22 protein-coding genes and 2 pseudogenes are annotated in these 20,389 nt (G+C 47.7%); 12 read left to right on the forward strand and 12 right to left on the reverse strand.

What is annotated here, in order from left to right; genetic code table 11:
* Nucleotide 1: 1 nt before the first annotated feature.
* The 3 genes from D0C36_RS15940 to D0C36_RS15950 form a co-directional block, all read right to left on the reverse strand.
* Nucleotides 2-1,291 (reverse strand): phosphotransferase, encoded by a 1,290-nt coding sequence (locus tag D0C36_RS15940; protein ID WP_117392591.1) that lies wholly within the window; start codon nt 1,289-1,291, stop codon nt 2-4.
* Nucleotides 1,292-1,441: 150 nt separating this feature from the next.
* The gene (locus D0C36_RS15945; protein WP_117392592.1) at nt 1,442-2,122 is read right to left on the reverse strand and encodes a LytR/AlgR family response regulator transcription factor; all 681 of its coding nucleotides are present in this window, start codon (nt 2,120-2,122) and stop codon (nt 1,442-1,444) included.
* A gap of 33 nt (nt 2,123-2,155) precedes the next feature.
* On the reverse strand, nt 2,156-3,169 hold the full coding sequence (locus D0C36_RS15950; protein WP_158557127.1) for a sensor histidine kinase: 1,014 nt from the start codon (nt 3,167-3,169) through the stop codon (nt 2,156-2,158).
* 170 nt (nt 3,170-3,339) lie between these two features.
* Here D0C36_RS15950 and D0C36_RS24875 point away from each other — a divergent pair, with 170 nt between their 5' ends.
* Nucleotides 3,340-3,474, forward strand: coding sequence for a hypothetical protein (locus D0C36_RS24875; protein WP_262512200.1), 135 nt, complete (start codon nt 3,340-3,342; stop codon nt 3,472-3,474).
* Nucleotides 3,474-4,484, forward strand: a complete 1,011-nt coding sequence (locus D0C36_RS15960; protein ID WP_147322021.1) for a hypothetical protein — start codon at nt 3,474-3,476, stop codon at nt 4,482-4,484. Before D0C36_RS24875 ends, D0C36_RS15960 begins: the two co-directional genes overlap by 1 nt.
* Here D0C36_RS15960 and D0C36_RS15965 read toward each other — a convergent pair.
* Nucleotides 4,453-4,713 (reverse strand): hypothetical protein, encoded by a 261-nt coding sequence (locus tag D0C36_RS15965; RefSeq protein WP_117392596.1) that lies wholly within the window; start codon nt 4,711-4,713, stop codon nt 4,453-4,455. The two genes, D0C36_RS15960 and D0C36_RS15965, sit on opposite strands and share 32 nt — an antisense overlap.
* A gap of 96 nt (nt 4,714-4,809) precedes the next feature.
* Between D0C36_RS15965 and D0C36_RS15970 the strand changes: the two genes are divergently transcribed.
* Nucleotides 4,810-5,091 carry a helix-turn-helix domain-containing protein gene (locus tag D0C36_RS15970; RefSeq protein WP_147322022.1) on the forward strand — a complete coding sequence of 94 codons (282 nt, stop codon included), beginning with the start codon at nt 4,810-4,812 and terminating at the stop codon, nt 5,089-5,091.
* Nucleotides 5,092-5,096: 5 nt separating this feature from the next.
* Here D0C36_RS15970 and D0C36_RS15975 read toward each other — a convergent pair whose 3' ends face one another.
* The 3 genes from D0C36_RS15975 to D0C36_RS15985 are packed head-to-tail and all read right to left on the reverse strand — an operon-like array spanning nt 5,097 to nt 7,418.
* A complete protein-coding gene (locus tag D0C36_RS15975; RefSeq protein WP_117392598.1) occupies nt 5,097-5,429 on the reverse strand; it encodes a hypothetical protein in 333 nt (110 codons plus the stop codon).
* A gap of 5 nt (nt 5,430-5,434) precedes the next feature.
* On the reverse strand, nt 5,435-6,805 hold the full coding sequence (locus tag D0C36_RS15980) for a hypothetical protein (protein WP_117392599.1): 1,371 nt from the start codon (nt 6,803-6,805) through the stop codon (nt 5,435-5,437).
* Between the two features lie 31 nt (nt 6,806-6,836).
* Nucleotides 6,837-7,418, reverse strand: coding sequence for a Crp/Fnr family transcriptional regulator (locus tag D0C36_RS15985; protein WP_117392600.1), 582 nt, complete (start codon nt 7,416-7,418; stop codon nt 6,837-6,839).
* 143 nt (nt 7,419-7,561) lie between these two features.
* Here D0C36_RS15985 and D0C36_RS15990 point away from each other — a divergent pair, with 143 nt between their 5' ends.
* Nucleotides 7,562-8,215 carry a hypothetical protein gene (locus D0C36_RS15990; protein ID WP_117392601.1) on the forward strand — a complete coding sequence of 218 codons (654 nt, stop codon included), beginning with the start codon at nt 7,562-7,564 and terminating at the stop codon, nt 8,213-8,215.
* Nucleotides 8,216-8,451: 236 nt separating this feature from the next.
* Nucleotides 8,452-8,664, forward strand: a pseudogene (locus tag D0C36_RS24960) (DUF4142 domain-containing protein); the annotation flags it as partial.
* A gap of 273 nt (nt 8,665-8,937) precedes the next feature.
* Here the strand turns inward: D0C36_RS24960 and D0C36_RS16005 are convergent.
* Nucleotides 8,938-9,120 (reverse strand): hypothetical protein, encoded by a 183-nt coding sequence (locus D0C36_RS16005; RefSeq protein ID WP_117392604.1) that lies wholly within the window; start codon nt 9,118-9,120, stop codon nt 8,938-8,940.
* A 39-nt stretch (nt 9,121-9,159) separates the two neighbouring features.
* Here D0C36_RS16005 and D0C36_RS16010 point away from each other — a divergent pair, with 39 nt between their 5' ends.
* Nucleotides 9,160-9,561 carry a chemotaxis protein CheB gene (locus tag D0C36_RS16010; RefSeq protein WP_117392605.1) on the forward strand — a complete coding sequence of 134 codons (402 nt, stop codon included), beginning with the start codon at nt 9,160-9,162 and terminating at the stop codon, nt 9,559-9,561.
* Between the two features lie 77 nt (nt 9,562-9,638).
* On the opposite strand, the gene D0C36_RS24965 is transcribed toward D0C36_RS16010, so the two are convergent.
* The gene (locus tag D0C36_RS24965; protein WP_394339846.1) at nt 9,639-9,827 is read right to left on the reverse strand and encodes a helix-turn-helix domain-containing protein; all 189 of its coding nucleotides are present in this window, start codon (nt 9,825-9,827) and stop codon (nt 9,639-9,641) included.
* Nucleotides 9,828-10,183: 356 nt separating this feature from the next.
* Here D0C36_RS24965 and D0C36_RS16015 point away from each other — a divergent pair, with 356 nt between their 5' ends.
* The 6 genes and pseudogenes from D0C36_RS16015 to D0C36_RS16035 all read left to right on the forward strand — a co-directional run bounded on the left by D0C36_RS16015 (nt 10,184) and on the right by D0C36_RS16035 (nt 17,646).
* Nucleotides 10,184-13,327: an ATP-binding protein gene (locus tag D0C36_RS16015; RefSeq protein ID WP_117392606.1), complete on the forward strand. Its 3,144-nt coding sequence runs from the start codon at nt 10,184-10,186 to the stop codon at nt 13,325-13,327.
* Nucleotides 13,328-13,438: 111 nt separating this feature from the next.
* Nucleotides 13,439-13,822, forward strand: a complete 384-nt coding sequence (locus D0C36_RS16020; RefSeq protein WP_117392607.1) for a response regulator — start codon at nt 13,439-13,441, stop codon at nt 13,820-13,822.
* A gap of 78 nt (nt 13,823-13,900) precedes the next feature.
* A pseudogene (locus D0C36_RS24970) lies at nt 13,901-14,083 on the forward strand (putative polyvalent protein kinase domain-containing protein); the annotation flags it as partial.
* A 74-nt stretch (nt 14,084-14,157) separates the two neighbouring features.
* Nucleotides 14,158-15,591 (forward strand): sensor histidine kinase, encoded by a 1,434-nt coding sequence (locus D0C36_RS16025; RefSeq protein ID WP_117392608.1) that lies wholly within the window; start codon nt 14,158-14,160, stop codon nt 15,589-15,591.
* Between the two features lie 3 nt (nt 15,592-15,594).
* The gene (locus D0C36_RS16030; protein ID WP_117392609.1) at nt 15,595-16,290 is read left to right on the forward strand and encodes a LytR/AlgR family response regulator transcription factor; all 696 of its coding nucleotides are present in this window, start codon (nt 15,595-15,597) and stop codon (nt 16,288-16,290) included.
* 6 nt (nt 16,291-16,296) lie between these two features.
* A complete protein-coding gene (locus D0C36_RS16035; protein ID WP_117392610.1) occupies nt 16,297-17,646 on the forward strand; it encodes a serine hydrolase domain-containing protein in 1,350 nt (449 codons plus the stop codon).
* 307 nt (nt 17,647-17,953) lie between these two features.
* Here the strand turns inward: D0C36_RS16035 and D0C36_RS16040 are convergent, their stop codons facing one another.
* The 3 genes from D0C36_RS16040 to D0C36_RS16050 all read right to left on the reverse strand — a co-directional run bounded on the left by D0C36_RS16040 (nt 17,954) and on the right by D0C36_RS16050 (nt 20,281).
* A complete protein-coding gene (locus tag D0C36_RS16040; protein WP_117392611.1) occupies nt 17,954-18,145 on the reverse strand; it encodes a hypothetical protein in 192 nt (63 codons plus the stop codon).
* Nucleotides 18,146-18,158: 13 nt separating this feature from the next.
* Nucleotides 18,159-19,346 carry an FAD-dependent oxidoreductase gene (locus tag D0C36_RS16045; protein ID WP_117392612.1) on the reverse strand — a complete coding sequence of 396 codons (1,188 nt, stop codon included), beginning with the start codon at nt 19,344-19,346 and terminating at the stop codon, nt 18,159-18,161.
* 77 nt (nt 19,347-19,423) lie between these two features.
* Complete coding sequence (locus tag D0C36_RS16050) at nt 19,424-20,281, reverse strand: helix-turn-helix domain-containing protein (RefSeq protein ID WP_117392613.1); 858 nt, start codon at nt 20,279-20,281, stop codon at nt 19,424-19,426.
* Between the last annotated feature and the right edge of the window lie 108 nt (nt 20,282-20,389).

Raw genomic sequence — 20,389 nt, forward strand, 5'->3', positions numbered from 1 at the left:
TTTATTTATTTAGAGCTTCTGAACATTGGGCCAAGTATTTGATCCCTTCTGCATACAGGATAAGTGCTGCGTCGCGTTCTTTATTTTTGAGACGCATGACCGGGAGGCCAAGCAGGTTCGAGGCCATGGATAAAAGATAGCGAATCTCAAAGCTTGCGTCGTTGTGTTTTATCGCGAATGACCTTCCTTTCGCTAAAGCCTTTTCTACCAGTGTTTTTGTTCCGGAATTATCAAGTTCATAACTGATTTGTCTTTTCAACAGGTCTAGTATAGGCGTTGGTTTTTTTTCGCTTTTCTGTATCGGGCCTGTAGCCAAAAGGTAGTGACATAATTTCCCCAGATCAAAAACATAATCTCCTTCCAGCCAGTCTTTCGGATCGATAAAGCGGATATTTGGCTGAAGATCTTTATTCACAGAAACTATTATGTTTTCAGGATGACAGTCGCCATGTACAAAAGTGGCGAATGATACACCCAATTTGTCAATGTTATTTTCGATCGAGCGGATATACTCATGGGGTGCATGATAATAAGTGCCGTTTATTTCGAGTCCGCCTTCGGTCAGGGTTTTGAATTCCGAACTTTTCTCCGCAGCTGATTTCAGGCGTTCGTCGATCCGGCCCAGATAGATGGTGCGAATATTAGGTTTCAGATTAGCGTTAACAGAACTTAGGTAAGCACCAAAAAGTAATGATAAAATATTGTCCATCACCATTGCATTCAGTTGAGGGTCATTTTCCCGGGGCCAAAGCATTTTTGCAAATGAAGTGCCTTCAAATTTCTCCATGATATATCCGTACGGCTTTTCAGTCCTCACAGCATAGACTTTTGGAAAGCGGTTTCGAAAGTCTTGCGAAAGGTTCGCACGGTAAGCGACCATTTGAAGATTACCAGCTTCCCGCAATATTTTTTCATCCTCATCGACTTTTATAGCAAAGCCGATTTCTGCAGAGACAAGTCCAACGAGCTGCGCGGCACTTCCTTCTGATACAGGCTGTGATATACTTGAATAAAGATGTTTGGGATCCAGTCCGTTTAACAGGGCGGCCCTGAGAAGCTCATCGGTAATTTCCTTTTGCCTGCTCGTGGCGTTTTCACCGGTCAAAGTGGTCAGAGCTTTTTGTTTTTGCTTGGGAGAAGTATTCTTGTTACCTGTAAAACTATTTCCTGCTGACTTCTCATTGATCTTTGCTTTGTCGGGTTTTACCGGACTGAGTTCGGGATACACGGCTTCGAAATATTTAGCAAGGGTAACTGCGGTGAGGTGAAGGTTTAATGTATGTATAGACATGACAGAGGTTTAGTTTTTCTGCCGGAATATGCATTATACCAGCAGGTTAACAACAATGATAAAAATAATACTCCTATTTTGAAATTAATCCGAATAGAAATTTGTGATCAGTTTTATATAATGTTTTAGTTTATCTCTCCACCGGAGGGGTCAGCCTGTCGCTTTTTTAAAAGCCCCGCTATAGCTTCTGCCTACCGGAATCACCGAGCCGCAATTAAGGGTGACAGATGTCGCGGCTTTTGTCCGTATTTGTGCGGTATTGATGACATAAGACCGGTGAATACGCACAAAATTTTCTGGTAATCGGCTTTTTAGTTCGGTCAGACCTCCATAGAGCAGTATTTTAGTATCCTGAAAATGAAGTTCCAGGTAGTTAAGCGCTGCTGATATATAGGTGATCTCTTCTAAAAGTACAGGAACGTTTTTTCCTTTCCTGTGATCTTTTACAAAAAGCTGAGGCGGGTTCAGGGCAGGGGCAAGCCTTTCCTTTATGCGTTCAATACATTGTAAAAAACGTTCATAAGAAATGGGTTTGAGCAGGTAGTCCGCTGCGGCGATCGCGTAGGCCTCAACGGCATATTCGCGATAAGAGGTAGTGAATACGATCGTGGTGCTTACGGGCAGTTTTTCCGCAAGTGTAAGGCCGTTCACGGCGGCCATATCCACATCGATGAAGGCCAGGTCAGCCGGTTTTTTCCTGAGTTCATCCAGCGCCCGCAAGGGGTCGGTATAGCCGGCCTGAAAGATCAGGCCGCGGGTCTGCCGGATGAACGTTTCAATTACGTCCACCGCATGCCGCTCATCATCGATTACCACACAGCTGATCTCCATCCTTTAACAGTTTACCCAATATAGCAAAAAGGATCAGTGCCGGACAAGACTTCCAGAAAGTCTGATGCTTAAACGTACGGTAAATATATCCTGATCTGTTTGGGTACAGAGATTGAAGCCTGCTGCTGAATAGGTGTTCTCCAGTCTTATTCTTGCATTGCGCAGTCCCGTGCTTTTACTCAGCCGTCCTGTAGGTATTGACTTGATAGCGTTGCTGCTGAAGAAATTCAGCTCTCCTTCGCGGGTGATGCTTATGCGGATCAACGCAGGTGAGCTGCTATTCGTCAGGTTGCCGTGTTTAAAGACGTTTTCAGTTAGGGTCAGTAGGATCAGCGGGATGATCCGGTAGTTTTCAAAATCTCCTTCTGTCTCCATTTCAAGATGCATGTTGTCACCAAAACGGAACCGGTTGATCTCAAGCAGGTGGGAGATCTCTTTCAGCTCATCGTTTATGTTAACAAGACCGTCCTCACCGGTTGAATCAAGACTGAAACGCAGCAGTCCGGTAAGCAGGATCAGGCAGCGGGCGGCTTCCGGCGAAGTATCCACCACTCGGCTGTAGGTAAAATTGAGCGCATTAAAAAGCAGGTGCGGGTTGATCTGCTGCCGGAGGTAGGCGTTCTGCACGGCCATAAGGGCATTCTCTACTTCTGCCTTGTCCGCACGGAGTTGCAGGCGTTGTTGTTCTGCCTGGTCAGCCATTCTGCGGTATCTGGCGATATGGCCGGAAGCCCAGACAAAAATGGCGAGCATGGTAAAATGAAAGGCCCTGAAAAATATGAGAGGCATGTTCTTCCTGAACCCCCGTGCGTATACATTAAAAGCGACTGCCGGCGCATCAACAAAATAATTCATGATGAATTTGACGAGGATATAGGCGAGGATCAGGCCCGCAGCCATCAGGACGCCCTTAGCGCGCTGGTTCCTGCCTTTGTCGAACGCAAAGGTCAGTGCTGCTGACAACAGATAGAAGTAACTGATGTTGAGCGAATAAAAAAGGATATAAATATAAGCCGGCTCGAGGTCGACTTTCATCAGCACCAGCATATACATCTCGTAGGCAACATAGATGGCCCAGCACAGGACATGTAGTCTGATGGTGCGCCACCTGATGGGGTCAAGGCTGGTATGTCGTTCGTGTTGCAAAGATGTCGATTGGTATAAAAAAGTTGGGGGTTAAGCCCTGCTTTTTTAATTTAAGTAAAAATTATAAAAACATGAAAAAACTATTCAAATTACCGCAAAAGGTAAGCCTTAAGAGACATCCGGCAGCCGTTGTAAAAAGCGTAAGCAAAGCTTTTCCTACTGACACGGATACGACCACCACATCGATCAGCACAACACGTTTTTAATGGCTGATGATCCAAAGAACGGACTGCAGGCCCTGTCGGAAGCGTTTTCCGGAGGGCCTGTAGTATGTCTTTGCCGTCTGTCTGCGATCGTTCAGCGGCTGAGGGAGGACTGGCTGGGGATGACCCTCAGTCATTTGCCGGATGAAACTTTATCAAGGTATTTTTCCCTGCAGACCGCGGGGCTGGCGGATATCTGCGACCGGCCGGTCGTCACTGAGAATACGGGTCATCTAAATTTGCTGAATGCCCTGATCGATGACCTGTTCAGGATCTACGGCCGCTATGCAGACGGCTCCGTTGCAGCTCCTGCGATCCGGAAAGCAGAGCGGTCCGGTCTCCTCCTGCAGCATATCATCCTTTGGCAGCCTGCGAAAAATGACCCGGTAAGCAACTGGCTCAAGGGTTTTTTATCCCGCATGGAGTGCGAGGTGCTGAGTTTCGGGCAGCTGGATTATCTTCAGGAACTTTCTTTATATATCCGGGCGAACCTGCCCTGCGAATCGCAGCTTGTACGTCATCTGATCAGTATCAATTTTAATCACCTGGAGGTTTTCGGGATACTTTGCACTTCGTTTGCGGAAATGTCGTCGGACCAACTGCACCGCCAGCTTGCTGATGCCGGGCAGGTACCGCTAAAAACTATAGCCGGCTATGACAGTACCTGGATGCCGCTTAAGGATATGCTGTGCGGCTGGCTTAAGGAGCAGATGAGTTTGGACGACCGTGTGGCGGCAGCCGGCCGGCCGCTAAGAAAGCTCTTTATCGATCTGCCCGTGGCGCACCTGGCCTGTCTGCTGCGGCTTTTTCATGAAAGCAAGTTGCTGGGTACAGGGACCCTTGCCGACCTGTTCCGCCAGGTTTGCGGTCACATTTCTACCAAACGCCAGCCTTCGGTCTCTGAAGGCAGTCTTTCTAAAGAATTTTACGGGGTCAGCCAGCAAACGGCTGCGCGTGTGAAAGGTACGCTGGAACAAATGATCACATTGATCGATCAGAAATATTTCCCGTAGCATCACCGGCATGTAAAAGGTGCACGGCATCATATCGCTTCATAAATTCGACCAGTTCTTCCAACCAGTGAAATGTAAATGAGGGTTTTCTGATCAGCTCTTCTTTGGGAACAGCCAGTATCTCCCCGATCGTGCTGTACCGCATATCTGCACATACTGCCTTAAAAGCATTACTGAGTTCCAGTGAGTTTACTGGTTTCCTGATCATTTCGGTGATGGCAGAGTCCATAAACAAATATATAAAATATGTTTATAAGCTGTGTTGTTTTATGCTGTGTGTTTTTATGCGGTTATTTTAGCGGTACCTTTTATTTTATTTTACGGTATGGCAAAGCCGGAAAGAAAAGGTCAGGAGAACGAGGCGCTGGCAGCGGTACAAAAGCAACTGGGTGCCCGCATCCGTGAGGTCCGGAAGCAGAAGGGGTTCTCCAGCAGTGAGGCATTTGCGCTGGCCGTCAATATCAACCGCACCCAGTACAATAATTATGAGATCGGTAAGGCAAATATCCAGTTCGCGACACTGATCAGGATCTTTGAAGGACTGGAAATCAGTCCGAAGGAATTTTTTGCAGAAGGTTTCGAAAAAGTGATCAGGACCGGTTTTTAACTGATCTATCGATTATGAACGCCCTTGGGTGATTTATAAGGTAGGGCGAAACGTTCATGGTTAAAGACCATTTCCCGCCACTCCCAGAATCTCCATGGTTTAAGGGTAAATGTACGGTAGAGTTGTTTATCGTGCGCCGCTTCGCCGGGATTGTCTGATAAGTACCTGGAATATCTTCGTTTGGCTACCTTGTAATCATATCCACCACCCTCTTCTACAAAAGTAAATTTCCCGTTGTAGTTACTGTAACTATAGTCCTCTGTGAAAATATAGGTGAGCGGCGTGAAATTGGCGATCAGGATGATCGCGGCCAGGCTGATGATGATGCTTTTTTTCATGTTGATCAGTTACAGGGTCCGTGGGTTTTGGCGACGGTGCCGCCCTTAACATTTGTATCGCCGGCTAAACCGACCTTGCGGATAGAGCCGCCGAGTGCAGCGGGCATCATGCCTTCTGTTCCCATGCCCATATTCCCAATGGGGTCGGGCAGTTTGATACCCCCGGCGAGGCAGGCGTTGTAAGCAAAGCTGGTGCAGTTATATTCGGTCAGGTCATAGGTGGCAGGCGGTCTGCTGATAAACGCAGCGATCTTTGAAAAATCGGATGCGATAACCGAATAGGTGATGCTGACGTTGTATTCTAAGTCGGTGTTATCTAATATTTTTGACGGTGCATGCATCTTGTCTTTTCCGCTGGCATCGGGGTAGAAGCCGACGACCTGGGTGATGCTCTGGCCTTTATAGGTCTTGGTCAGGCCGATGGCGGTATGGCCGACGGAATTGGGGCCGAGGTTGAAAGGGAGGCCGGGTGCTGGTTCTTCGACATAAACGGTGATGGTCATTTTGGAACCGGCATCAGGGAGGGTACCGAAGCATTTCATATAAGCTGCAGGATCGATCTTCGGTTTGTTCTCATCGGGAAGGTCGGATACGGGTGGTGCGCTATCGGATGATCCGCCGCTGCCGCCACCGCTTCCGGTGTAGTCCCCTGATGGGGGGATGGAGCCGGCGTTGCCCATTCCGTCGGAATTGGAGGTATAGGTGCAGTTGCGTTCGGCATAGACGACGAGCTCACCTTTAGCGTTCACGTAATTGTCCTCGTTCCAGCTACAATATTCGGTAACGGGGGTACGGTCGACCCTGATGTCCTGTTTTTGCTGTTTGCTCTTTTGCGCCGATGGTTGGATCTCCCCGGCAACCTTTCCGTTCGTATAAAGGTACCCTTTGACGAGTTGATAATGTTGATCATAGAAAAAGATCCGGCCGTAAAAATCTTTTCGGGAAGGCTTTCCCTTTCGCTGCAGGTACAGGCCGTCGGGCAGGATCTCGAGGATGTAAGCAGCGACAGAATTCCTGTGATCTTTGGTGATTAGCAGTTTTCGGTAGCCGGTTTGATAGCGGTATTGCCCGGGTTGGCCATCCAGCCCGATCAGGCCGTAGGAGCCTTCGGTGGTCCGGGTCACGGTGTAGCGGTCCCACGGAACATCCAGGCTTTTGTTTTTGGCGGTATCTTCTTTGGCGCTCAGTTTTTTCGGTTGTCCGGTGGTATCCGTAAAGTTCCGGGCAATCCATTCTTTTGCCTCGTCTTTGTTCAGCAGGTCCTGGTTTTCCGCTCGCTGATCCAGACTGAGGTCTTTACGGCAGGATATCAGACCGCTTAAAAATGCTGCGGCAAACAAAAAGTTCTGAAACTTATGGAGTATGAAGCGTTGCATAAGGCGGTACCGGTCAGGTGAAAAAATTGATTTATGTCAAAACAGGTTTTCTTGCCCGTACCCTGCTGAGGGTTTCGGGTGTAATGCCGAGGAAGCTGGCGACCTGGCTGAGTTTGGCGTTGAGCAGTACCTGCGGATATTTTTTCAGCAAGAGCTGATAACGTTCCGCGGCGGACATCGTCCTGTGGATGATGGCCCTTTCTTCGGCTAGCATATAGTATTTTTCGGTGACGATGCGGCCGGTATAATTGTATTCGGGAAAGTCTGCATAGATGGACTGCAACTGGTTCCAGGTCATGGAAAGCAGCTCGCAGTCGGTCAGCAGTTCGATGTTTTCCATGGCGGGCTGCTGGGTGTAGAAGCTGTAAACGGAGATCATCAGGTCCCCTTCAGCCATGAACCAGCTGGTGCATTCCCTGTCGTTATTGTAATGGTACGCCCGGGCAAAACCTTTGTTGATGAAATAGATCTTTTTGGCGGTCTCTCCCTCCGTCAGCAGGTGGTGGCCTTTTGGTAGTTTTTCCTCTTTGAGAATCTCCCGGAAGCGCCGGTCAAGGGCTGCGCTGAAAGGCGATATGAAGTTCAGGATGTTCAGCAATTTTTCTGCATTCATTTTTTATTGATTTACATCAGCGCTTTTGAAACGGATAGAAATTACCTTGCAGTTAAATGATCGTTAATTATTAACTAATGGTTAGGGCGTTTTATTGCGGGTTTTTCCGGTGATTATCCCAGCCATTTTAAAAGTCGTTGAGTATGAGGAAAGAAGATTACCCTTTTTTTTCTTTGGAGCAGTTGATTGACAGGCTGGGAGAGCCGGATGCGAAAGGCATTGCTGAAAAGGATGCGCAGCGCATAGGTGATTTTTTTCGTGCAGAACTTGCCGGGGTATATATGCAGTTGAAGGCGGATGTTTTCAGGACGGGCTACCGGGAGGATTGCGGGCCGGTAGTCCGCGCATATCTAAAGAACATCGGCTTCCTGATCACAGATGTCCGGAAATTGCTGGCCGGCAGCCTGGATGACCGTTTACTGTCGGACATCTGCCGGGGCATATTGATGGGGCTGGAAGCGCTTTTTACGGAAGTGTCGGAAAAGTTTATGTCGGTTGGTCCGGAGGGGGGCAGACAGGACGGCAGATCCGCGGGTGTGCCGGTCAAGGTGCTTTGCAACCTGAGTGTTGACCAGATCGCGCTGTTGCTGAAAGCTGCTGATGATATCAAGCTGGTCTCCGCCCGCTCGTTCAGCCAGGTGCTGCAGTCGGTGGTGCCTTACCTGTCAACGGAGCGTATGCCGGATTTTTCATGGAAGAGTGCCAGGTCCAGTACCTATAAGATGGAAGCGCATGACCTGGATGTGGCGATGGATATCCTGGAAAGTATGTTGAAGAAGGTCAGAAGTTACCGCTGAACGCAGGTGGAGCGGTCGGGGGATATAAAAAGGGGCTGCTTCAGCAAATCCTTTTTTGTATTCCTCTGTTAAACGGATCTTTCTATAATACCGCCTGTTTTTTCATTGCCTTTCAAATAATGCGGCGAGTTCAGTGGCGGCATGATCATATGCGGCAGGATCTGTCCATGAAGCGCGTGGGTCAAATACATCGTCCGGTACGCCGGGGCAGCTAAGCGGGTACTGAAGGCAAAGCCGTACTTACAAAATTGCAAGGGCTTAATGGCGCTGCATTTGACAAAGCGTTTATGCAGTCTCAGGTAGATACACACCGGAAGCTTCACGAGGCGGTTTCTGCTTTAAACGCTTCGACCACTGATAAACATGTTAAGCATGTAACCAGCCTCGCGTTAGCGACGATCACCGAACATACAGAAAGAGGACAAATGCTGCTTAGCAAACTGGGGTAATCATAAATTACCTGTTATTAACGAAAATGGTCTGACTTTTCGTCAGACTGTTTTCGACGGCTACCTTGTCAGCGGTTACAGGTTTTGCAAATACTGCGGTGGGATTTTTTCACTTCCTGTAAAAATACGCACGGTAACTGATTCATGACAGGATCATCGTGCAAATTTCATATTGGCCTATGTAAATGTAATAATATGTTATTGATTAAAGCTTTTGATGCGAATTAATATTGCAATAATAGTAAGAACGAACCGTAGCATCATATTCAGAAATCAATCCCTGATCAATCCAAAAATGATATTTATTGTTAATTGGTTGTGATTTCCAAAGACTTTTTTGCAGCAGGCATTGGTGCCTCCGGTGGAGGGATCGGTGCGCTTACCGAATTTTTCAAATGCGTTGGTACTGTTGACAACGCTGCTTTCATTGTAATCACTCACATCTAACGCGATCATGCCAGTAACCTTAACAGGATACTCGAAAGGCAAACCAAAATGCCGGTTATCCGCATGACAGGTGATATGGATATCAAACCTGGTCATGTTTACGTGCTGATTCAAAATACCTTCATTACCATCGACGGTCAACAGCTAATATTACAGGAAAGAAAAAAGGACGAGATCATAAATCGTGCAGTAGATATTTTTTTTCATTCGCTTGCCGAAAGCTTTGGATCAGAAGCCGTAGGTATCGTTCTTTCCGGCGGTGGCAGTGATGGATTGGAAGGCACAAAGGCGATCGAAAAAGCAGGCGGATATGTAATGGTCCAAACTCCGGATACTTCAAAGTTCTCTGGTATGCCGAACTCTGTCGTGCAAGGCGATGATCCGCACATCGTTGCCTCTCCTGTTGAGTTGGCAGAAAAACTAAAGGCCTGGGTTGATAGACAGATTTAACAGATCGAAGTCAGCTAAGCGGCGCAATTTACAAGAAGGAAAACATCAAATGGTAAAAATACCACTCGCGTACCTAATTAAGAGATCTTGTTGAGAATGGTAAGCGAACTTTGGATATGAATCTGAACCAGTTTTTCTACTTTAACCTTAAGTATAGCAACGATATGAAAGAATTGGTCAAGTGAGATTGTAGCATGGCCAGTTTCCATATGCTTGTATTTACTGGGAGAAACGCATAGCTTGTCCGCTACCGCCTTGACTGACAGTTGAAGTTGATGCGCTGGTCACGTATATTTCCTAATGCAGTTGCTATGGTTACGGGCTGGGGGGGGGCATATTTTTGTAGTTTATAAGTTAAACAAAAACTAAACTTAAATGTTTATTTTTCAATGCCTGTAAACTTCTAAAATAACGCTCTTGGATCAGCGGGCTGATAAGCTTAAACAGGCTTTGCTGATTACTTGGATAGCATCTCAAGTTTACATTAATCATCCCCTCATGGGATCGTATTGACCTTAATGCTTGAATTATGACGCCGCTATGCATTGTCGGGACATTGGTTGTTGCTTTTTTAATTAGCATATTTGTTGCTTTCCAGGTTAAGTTTTTAAATAAGAATTAATTGAGCGACGTATCTACCATTGATCGAATACTTTCCGGTGGCGACCACACAGGTGCTATCATCCAAAATATTGATTGGTCAATCACTACCATTGGATCACCGGATACCTGGCCCGACAGTTTGGTGTCAGCTCTAAGTGTTGGCCTTTATTCCGGTTTTCCGATCGCCATTTACTGGGGTGCAGACTTCACTTTGCTATACAATGATGCGTGGAGCAGTATCCCGGGTGATAAACATCCCTGGGCCCTGGGTAAGCCGGGCGCGGTCGTTTGGCCGGAGATCTGGGACGGATTACGCGAGGAGTTTGAAACTGTCCTTCATGAAGGTCGGTCATACCGCAGGCCGGATGCGCTTTTGCTGATGCATCGGTACGGTTATACTGAGGAATGTTATTTTGACTATACCTTATCACCGATCATTTCGCGTGAAGGTGAGATAGGTGGTGTGTACAACGCGGTTATTGAAACCACCTTCAAGGTCATTCAGGAACGGCGCAATAAGGTGATCAGTGAATTTATCCAGCATAAATACCTGGCGCACCACCAGGATGAAGCCCTCCAATTTATAGGTAATATCCTTACGCATGCGGCAGAGGACATTCCATTTTACATGCTTTATATATTTCCGGGGCATGTTGGGCGAGATGCGGAATTAACCGCTTACGGAAACATCACAAAAGCCTCGGCAAAACAAGCCAAATGGCCCGCAACACAGCCGTCAGATGACGGGTCGCCGGTGGTTATAACTGATCTGCGTCAATACCTCAGGGAAGAAGTAGTGAATTTTTGGCCGGAACCGGTAAGCGAAGCGGTGCTGCTACCGATCAGTAAGGATGAAGCAAGTGTTAAGGGCTTTGTTGTTTTCGGTGCTTCTGCACGTAAGCGGCTGGATGATGCTTATATCACGTTCCTCCAGACGGTAGCCATACATACCGGAAGTTTGCTCAATAATGCTGCTGCCTATGAAACCAATGAAGCTTACCATCGTGAGCAGGCGCTGAATGAAGAACTGGCTGCCGCGAATGAGGAACTCACCGCTATCAATGAGGAACTGGTGCAAACGCAAACCAGTTTGAATGAGCTAAACCAGGAATTGGAAGAAAGGGTGGAAACCCGTACCCTGGAGGTTTTGACTGCTCAGGCGGCAGCGGTGACCGAAAGAGATCGACTAAAGCGATTTTTGATGGATGCGCCTGCTGCCATATGTATCCTTAACGGGCCGGAAATGAATTACGAATTGGTCAACGCTTCCTATCAGCAGCTATTGCCAGAAAGACAGTTATTAGGTCTTCCAATTTTACAAGCCTTACCGGAGATTGAAGATCAGCCGATATGGGATGTCCTGCACAAAGTATATCAAACAGGCGAGGCTTACCACGGGAATGAGGTGCCCGTTGCGTTTATTTCGCCAGATGGCGGGACTGCCGAGGAGAGGTATTTCAACTTTACTTACCAGGCGAAACATGGGCCAGATAAAGTGGTCGATGGCATCATGGTGTTTGCTTTTGAAGTGACGGATATGGTGCGGTCAAGACAACTGGTCGAGGAAAGCTATGCTCAGTTGCAGGCATTGAATGAGGAAGTCGCTGCCACAAATGAAGAACTGGCGGCCACGAACGAGGAACTCATCACGACCAATGAAGACCTTTATGCAACAAAAGCAGAGCTTGAAAAAAGCATTAGTGAACTAGAAGCCAGCGAAAACCGGTTCAGGGCGTTAATTCAGCATGCGCCGGTAGCTATCGCCGTAGTGAACGGTCCTGATCTTATCCTGGAAACCGCGAATACCGCCCGTTTGGAACTTTGGGGCAAAACCAAGGATGTTATAGGTCTTAAATTGAAAGATGCATTGCCGGAAATGGCCGGCCAGCATTATCTCCAGATCCTATCTGCTGTTTATGAGACCGGACGGACGTACCACGGCAATGAATCACGTGCGTTCGTCGAACGTAATGGTGTTCTGACTGAAGGTTTCTACAACTTTGTTTATGAGCCTATACAAGACGGCGACGGACAAGTAACCGGTATCATCCTGGTGACGATCGATGTTACGCAGCAGGTACAAGCGCGAAAAGCGTTGGAGGGTGCGCAGGATACCCTGAAATTCGCCTTTGTTGCGGCAGAACTGGGCACTTTCGATCTGGATTTGGATAAAGGGACCTTATCCTGGGATGACCGGTGCAGAGAATTATTTGGGGTTAGTCATCATAATGAGGTCACCTATGAAAAAGACTTTGTAAACGGCCTGCATCCCGATGACCGGGAGCGTATCGTAGAAATCATTAACAATGTATTCGTCAGATCAATCAGCAATGGCGACTATGACGTAGAGTACAGGACGGTTGGGGCAGAAGACGAGCGCGTGCGCTGGGTACGGGCAAAAGGTAAGGCTTATTTTGATGAGAATGACAAGCCGTTGCGGTTCGTAGGCGCTGTTCTGGATATTACCGAACAAAAGCTGGACGAGATACGGAAAAATGATTTCATCGGTATGGTCAGCCACGAATTGAAGACGCCATTAACCTCGCTGAGCGCCTACGTGCAGGTATTGCTTTCCAAAGCCAGAAAAGGCGAAGATAAATTTACGCTCGATGCCCTAACCAAAACGAGTCAACAGGCTAAAAAGATGAGTAATATGATCAACGGGTTCCTGAATATCTCCAGGTTCGAATCCGGAAAGATCCATTTGGAAAAATCGACCTTCGAACTAGATAGCCTAGTTAAAGATGCTATCGATGAGACGCTGCTAGTGGTATCATCTCATACCATCACCCTGCTTCCTTGCCAGCCCATACAAGTTTATGCCGATGGCGGCAAAATCTCTTCTGTGGTCACTAATCTATTAAGCAATGCGGTTAAGTATTCACCTCGTGGCACGAACATCGAGGTCAGCTGTATCGTAACCGGGTCAATGGCCAGGGTGAATGTACGTGATGAAGGCATCGGCATAAGTCCGCAAGATCAGGAAAAGTTGTTTGACCGCTATTACCGTGTAGAAAGCAAGCAGGCGCGGTACGTGTCAGGGTTTGGTATAGGGTTATATCTTTCCGCAGAAATAATTCATCGCCATGATGGCGAAATTAGCGTTGAAAGTGAACCCGGGAAGGGCAGCACGTTTTGGTTTACTCTGCCAGTCGGCGCATAAGTAAAATTGCTATCATGACTGTAATTTGGTGCTGGTTACACGGCAGCGAATTAACTTCGCTTTGTCTTAGGATAGTCTTAAATTCGCGAACCCAATAAAGCTATTTGATTTATGACCCAAAAAAAGATATTGCTGGTAGAAACAGACGATAGCCTGCGTGAGATCGTCGCTTATGTTCTCAAAGATGAAGGATTTGACGTGATCAAAGCGGATCCTGACATGGCTTTTCTGATGAAATATACTACGGCTGACCTTATCTTGCTGGATGAGTGGGTCAATAGAGAGGGTGGTGACATGATGTGTCGTGAGATCAAGGCTGTGCATGAGTTACAGCACATTCCTGTGGTTATCCTATCCACTGCAATCAATATTGAAGAAATCGTGGAATCATGTAAGGCGGACGGCTTTGTCCGTAAACCGTTCGACGTGGATGATTTATTAGGTGAGGTCAAAAGATGCCTCAAAACAGGGTTGGGCCAATCAGCATTTGCCTAAAACCAAACTTTCCTTAGAGGATATGCCCAAGCAAGCGTCTATGTTAAAGAACAGTAGCTCTTCAACAGTGAAGAGACAAAAACAATCCTAGAATTTGCTAAGGTTCAGGATTTATTTTATTCCGGTAAAATTGATAGTAAAAATTTCATCAGTGAGCGCGCAGAGCAAAAGGTTTACCGGCTGAATGGTTCCCAGATCATCAAAACCAGCGCCGGAATATTTTATGAGTGCTGGCTAGAGTCCATTAACAAAGGAGGATAGCGCTTTTGGTCACATCATTCCGGGTTTCATCACATTTTTCGAAACCTGATCTGAAGTTGTTGTAATCTTGTGGCATGACAACAACGAAAGTTAAATGGAGATCCTACGAGATGCTGCTGGTCGCAGGCGCTACCGTCATGATTCTTGCAAGATTTCAGATGCCCGGAATTTCTGCACTGCCAATTTTATTGGCCTGGTTCTGGTTGAACAGGTTAGTCATTGCCGTGGCTAAAAAGCCGGGTTGGTCCATAATGATCTTTGCAGTGCTGCAGGTCCTGCTCCTCAGCTATCTCCTCGGCCCGGGAATAAACTTCATTTCCTTTTACAGCGATCAAGAATTTTTCTTCCCTGGAGGTATGCCGCTAACATTGGGCTATCACCCGCAGCCTTTGCTCAACGCTTTTGGGGGTTGGACCGTTTCATTGCTATTGATCACCTGTTATCTGTTTTATGCCGTATGTCGTGAACTGATCATTTACAGCGTCGAGAATAGCGGGATAGGAAAAGCGTTTTACCTGCTGGTGATCAACAGGGTCACCGCCTTTACTTTTGGGATCCTCGCTGTCCCGTTCGCGGGTTTGGTCACCGGCCTGTTCGGGGAGATATTTTACCATTACTACTTTGCCTTCCTTCCAGCTACAGCCGCCATTGCATTGTCCTGTTACTATTACCTGTTCCCTTTCCAAATGTCCGGCGGCTGGCGGAGTAGGGCATTCATCAGCAAGCTCCTGGCGGTTAATTTTTTAAGTGTCTTTGTCTTCTCGTTTTTTTTAGGCGAACATTGGCAATTCAATGTGGTCCTGGAATGGTTTTTATTCGAACTGCTCCTTGTTGTGCCGCTTACTTGGCTGACTTACCGGAATAATCATGATCTTGTACTGGAAGTCAGCAGCATGAGCCGAGACCTGGCGGCGTCCCGGGCGGATCTTGGTGCCCTGAAAATGCAGATTAACCCACATTTTCTGTTCAATGCATTGAATGCACTTTATGCTATGGCGCTACAGGACGGGTCGGTCACCACTGCTGCCGGTATCCAGCAATTAGGGGATATGATGCGGTTTATGCTAGAAGACAATCAACAGGACCGGATCCCCTTGCAAAGTGAGCTGGACTACCTGCGCAACTATACAGATCTGCAGCGTTTGCGGTTTACCGATGCTGACGCGCTTAAGATAGCCGTTGATATCCAGGCCGGTCAAGATGATCAGATGATCGCACCCATGTTACTTATTCCCTTTGTAGAGAATGCCTTTAAGCATGGCATACGTCAGGAGGCTCCTTCATGGATAAATCTCGTTTTGAGCGTTCGTTCGGGGAAATTGTACTTTCAGCTCGCGAACAGTCTGCACAGCTCCCTTGAGAACGACCCGGAGGAAAGGCGGCAGGGCATCGGCTTGCGGAATGTGCGTGACCGTTTGTCCCTGCTTTATCCCGGCGGGCATCAGCTGGAATATGGTACCGAAGGCAACACATTTAATGTAACTTTGATCCTGAACCTGAAAAATTAAGTTATGCTTACCGCTATTGCAATTGACGATGAGCCACTCGCGCTCAAGGCCTTAAGTATTATTTGTGAACAAATTCCTTTTATGCGTCTGGCTGCAATATTCACCAGGCCGACCGAGGCGATCGCCTATCTGCACAGGGAAAAGACCGATCTGATCTTTCTGGATATCCGGATGCCGGACATTACCGGCATCGACTTCATGAAGGCACTCAGCAAACCGGTCATGGTGGTCTTCACCACTGCCTACAGCGAATATGCGGTGCAATGCTTTGAACTGGATGCTGTTGATTACCTGTTAAAGCCATTTTCACTGGCCCGGCTGCTGAAGGCCTGCAACAAGGCGGCGGACCTGCAGGCCTTACGGACACCTCTCACCGGGCCGGAACCGCTAAGAACAAGCGTGTTCATCAAATGCGGCTATGAACAGGTGAAAGTAATGCTGGAGGACATCTTATACATCGAAAGCCTTGGGAACTATGTGCAATTCTTCTGTAAGGATAGCAAACTGGTAGCCCGGCTGACGATGAACGAAGCTGCGGATCTGCTGCCGCAGCAAAACTTCATTAGGATCCACCGTTCTTACCTGGTCGCAAAATCCATGATCACCAGGGTGGATAAACAAACCGTTTGGTTAAACGAAAAGGCGTTACCGATAGGAGAGGTTTTTGCCCGCGAAATATATCAATATCTAAAAAGTTAAGTCCATATGAAAAAATTCATCATCTTATTGCTGGCACTGTTGCCGGCCGGGACGGTCTGTGCCCAGCATTTACCGCAGCGACTGGATGAACTCCTGTCCGCTTATGCGTCTGTTCATGAATTCACCGGAACAGTATTGGTCGCAAAAAAAGGGGAGGTGCTGCTGGAAAAAGGATATGGTTCTCAAAATATACGGCAGCGGATCCCGAATAGCCCGGCTACCATATTTGAAATTGCATCCGTAACGAAGACCTTTACCGCCGCACTGATCCTGAAGCTTGTGGAAGAAAACAAACTGTCACTTGATGACCGGTTGAGTCAGTACTACCCGGCATATCCCCACGGGGAAAGCATCCGTATCAGGCATTTGTTAACGCATACCTCGGGCATTTACAATTACACGGAGAACGGGGATTTTATGCACGAGCGCTCCGGCGAACCGGCTGATGAACGGTCAATGATGGCCTTATTCGAAGATCAGCCGCTTGAATTTGAACCCGGAAAAGGCTGGAAATACTCGAACTCCGGCTATCAGTTACTCGGTTATATCATTACAAAAGTGACCGGTATGACCTACCAGCAGGCCATCCGGAAATACATTTTCCAACCCTTGCAAATGACGCATAGCGGATTTGATTTCATGCACCTGGACACGCTAAAGGCGGCGAAAGGTTATTATGACCCTGGCAGCGGTAAGATATATACGATGGTCGCGCCCCTGATTGATTCTACGGTCACTTTATCGGCAGGCAGCATATACAGTACGGTCAATGACCTCTATAAATGGCACGAGGGCTTGCAGCAGAATAAGGTTATGAACAAGGAGAGCCAGGAGCTGGCGTATCTGCCGGTCAGGGAAAATTACGGGTACGGATGGATCATCGATTCGATTTACGGTAAAAAAGTGGTCGCGCATAGCGGCGGGGTTTTTGGTTTCCGGAGCAATTTTGCACGTGTTCCGGAAGACGATATCTGTGTGATCTTGCTCAGCAATACGGAAACACCAGCACTTAACGAGATCACAAGGTCTGTCCTCGCAGTGCTCTATCAGCGTTCGTACCAAATACCACGGAACAAGCAACCGGTGACACTTCCCGGGGAAAAACTCCGGCAGTACACCGGTAATTATCTGGAGCGGAAACGTTCGCTGAAAATAGAGATAAAACTGGAGAACGGTGAACTGATCGCCTATCCCTACCAGGGTCCGAGGTCCGCATTGGTGGCTACTGATGACAGTCACTTTTTTATCAAGGACCAGCAGGGGGCCGAGATCGGGTTCACCAAGGACAGTACCGGCAAGGTGCGGGCCATGACTTTTACGATCAACGGGGAGACGCACCTGGCAGATAAGCTTTGATTAGGCCGGGGACAGAAAGTGTCACAAAGGAAAATCAGATCATCATGATTTCCTTACAAAAGTCGATAAATTGCTCATTACTCGTAAAATCCATGTTCTTTTTGATCAGGTCGTTCCCGCTGCCGGCACGGGAACGTATCCCTACGCCGTTGTCACGGTAACGATCATTAGGTACCTATCATTGATCTGGAAAGCGAGCAGTGCCTGGCTGGCTTCACTGTGCTTGCGCATGTTGATCAGTAGCTTCGTGATAACGGGTTTAAGTTTGCTATTGATCCTTTCGCTGACATGCGCCCAGATACTTGGTTCATTGCCGGACAGGGCAAGGCGGATACCCGGTCTTAAAGCTCTTCATTATTTGCAGCAGTTCTTCATCAAAGGCTGCAGACGTGGCGTCCGGCCTCTTATGCAAGATATCCCTGGACTGTTCGATCATGGCCTCCTGTTTGTCCAGAAGTTCGTCTTTGGGTAAGTCATCGCTGCGCTCCACTTCGTTCATCACGGCATATAACCTATTCCATGGTTTGTCCGCTCAACATCGTGATCATTTGCTGGATGGATTCATCGGTGGGCGAAGCAAAATCCCTGATACCGTTCACAGTTTCCTTACATAAAGCTGCGGCTTTCGCGATCATACTGTCTTCATAGGCAATGACTGCCTCCTGCAGGCTTGAATACCCAGCACTCGTCAGGCATTCGCTTAAATTCAGAGCATCCAGCATGGCGAGATTAACGCCTTCGCCATTAGGCGGCATAAGATGCGCTGCGTCGCCCAGCAGGGTGAGATTGCCTTTCGTCGCCCAGCGTTGGTCTAATGGGTAATAGCTTAGCGGACGGAATACAAAATGAGCACTGGTTTTAAAAAGTGAAGAAAACACCGGGTTCCAGTTTTCATGGGTTTTGACCAGGTAAGTACATATCTGTTCCCTGTTGTCGAAATCTAAACCGCTCGTTTCCTTCCAGTTTTCCGGGAGCATGGAGGCAATATAAAAGGTCAATCCACCGTCCCCTCTTGGCTGGACAGCCAGCGTTCGCCCTTCACCCATGACCATAAGATTGGCATTATCAACCAGGCGGTATATTTCCGGGCAAATAGTTTCGGGATGATCGATCTCTCCTTGAATAATGCTGGCCCCCGAATACTGCGCTTCAATGCTGGTCAGGTAAGGCCTCACCTTTGAACGGTAGCCATCTGCACCGATGGCCAGATCCGCAGTTGCAATCTTTCCGTTCGTAAACTGTAATTGCCAACGGCCATCAATTTCCCTCATCTCTTTAAACTGGCTGTCCCATACTACGGTGTCCGGAAAAAGTGCATCAATAAGCAGATCTCGTAACGAACCACGATCAATCTCCGGACGAAAGTCCGGGTCACCAAATCCAATTTTTTTCACTTGGTTGCCGTCGTCTAAAAGGATGTTCCCGGCGGGATCAAGCAAGCGGTATCTATCCGCACCGACCATGTATTTTGTTTTGAAAGCATCGGTCAGGTTTGCCTCTTCGATCACCTTCAGGCCGGAATCAAAGTGCAGGTCTACAATAGCACCCTGTACGCGTGAGGCCTGACTGAGATCCCGTTCATAAACCTTCACTTGAGCGCCCTTCATTTGTAACAATCTGGCGAGCGTCAGACCGCCCGGTCCTCCACCTATAATTGCTATTTCTTTTTCCCGTATGCGATTTTTTACTGATGCTGTCATGTCTTTCGTTTTTTTACAAGAGCAAAGGAATGCAGCTTTTAAGTCGCAATAAATAACAGGAAGCGGAGAGTATAGGACTAATGGCGGTTATTTACCCTAAACATGGCTGGTGTCATACCGGCGCTTCTCGCGAACAGCCGGCTAAAATAAGAATGATCATCGTAGCCGAGATCAGCCGAAATCTCTTTTATCGATTTGGTGGAATGATAAAGCAGGCGTTTGGCTTCCAGTATGACGCGCTGCCGGATATGCTGGGATACGGATTTTCCGGTAGCCGCTTTGACACATTCATTCAGATAGGAGGTCGTTATATTCAGGCTGGCGGCATAGGCGGACGGGGTTTTAACGCTCTTGAAATGATGTTCTAGGTATTGTTTGAAAGACCTTGTCAATTCTTCCGTACGTGTGTGCTCTCTGGTCGCTTTGCCCTGGGACTGGTACTGGGAGATAACGAGACCGACCAGCGTATTGCAGCTATCCTGCAAAATAGGGTGATGCAACAGGCCTTCCTTCTGTTCGGCCAGCTTCAAACTCAACGCTGCGGCCTCAGAAAGTGTCTCCACTATTTCCGGTTTGACCGGTAAGGCGTTGACGGGCATGAGGCCGTTCAGTAATTGTAAATACTCTGGCCGGAGGTTTTCTTCGGTGATCATCCAGGTGCTGACGACAGCGGACTCAAATGCAATGACCCGGTGAATCTGGCTGGGATGGATGAAGATAATGGCTGGCGCTGACAGGTAACAGGTTTGGAAATCGACCTCGAGATGAGTTTTTCCTTCTTCCTGAACGATAAAGGTAAAGCCGCCATCACGGTGGGCACGCTCGATGTCCTGCTGCTGCATAGAGCCGTTAAAAGCTTCCCGCATCAACATGATTCCCGGATTGGAACCTGGAGGTAAACCGTAAACCGGTATATGCTGTTTTGTTTTACGCATTTAATATCAAAAATTTTCCTGGCTTACCTGTTTGATTTGCAATTCAAGTATAAGCCGGACCGTAAGGTATCGCCTTTCAAATTAAAGTGTAATTGATATATCAGTCCA

It is taken from the genome of Mucilaginibacter conchicola, from assembly GCF_003432115.1.
Classification (GTDB): domain Bacteria; phylum Bacteroidota; class Bacteroidia; order Sphingobacteriales; family Sphingobacteriaceae; genus Mucilaginibacter; species Mucilaginibacter conchicola.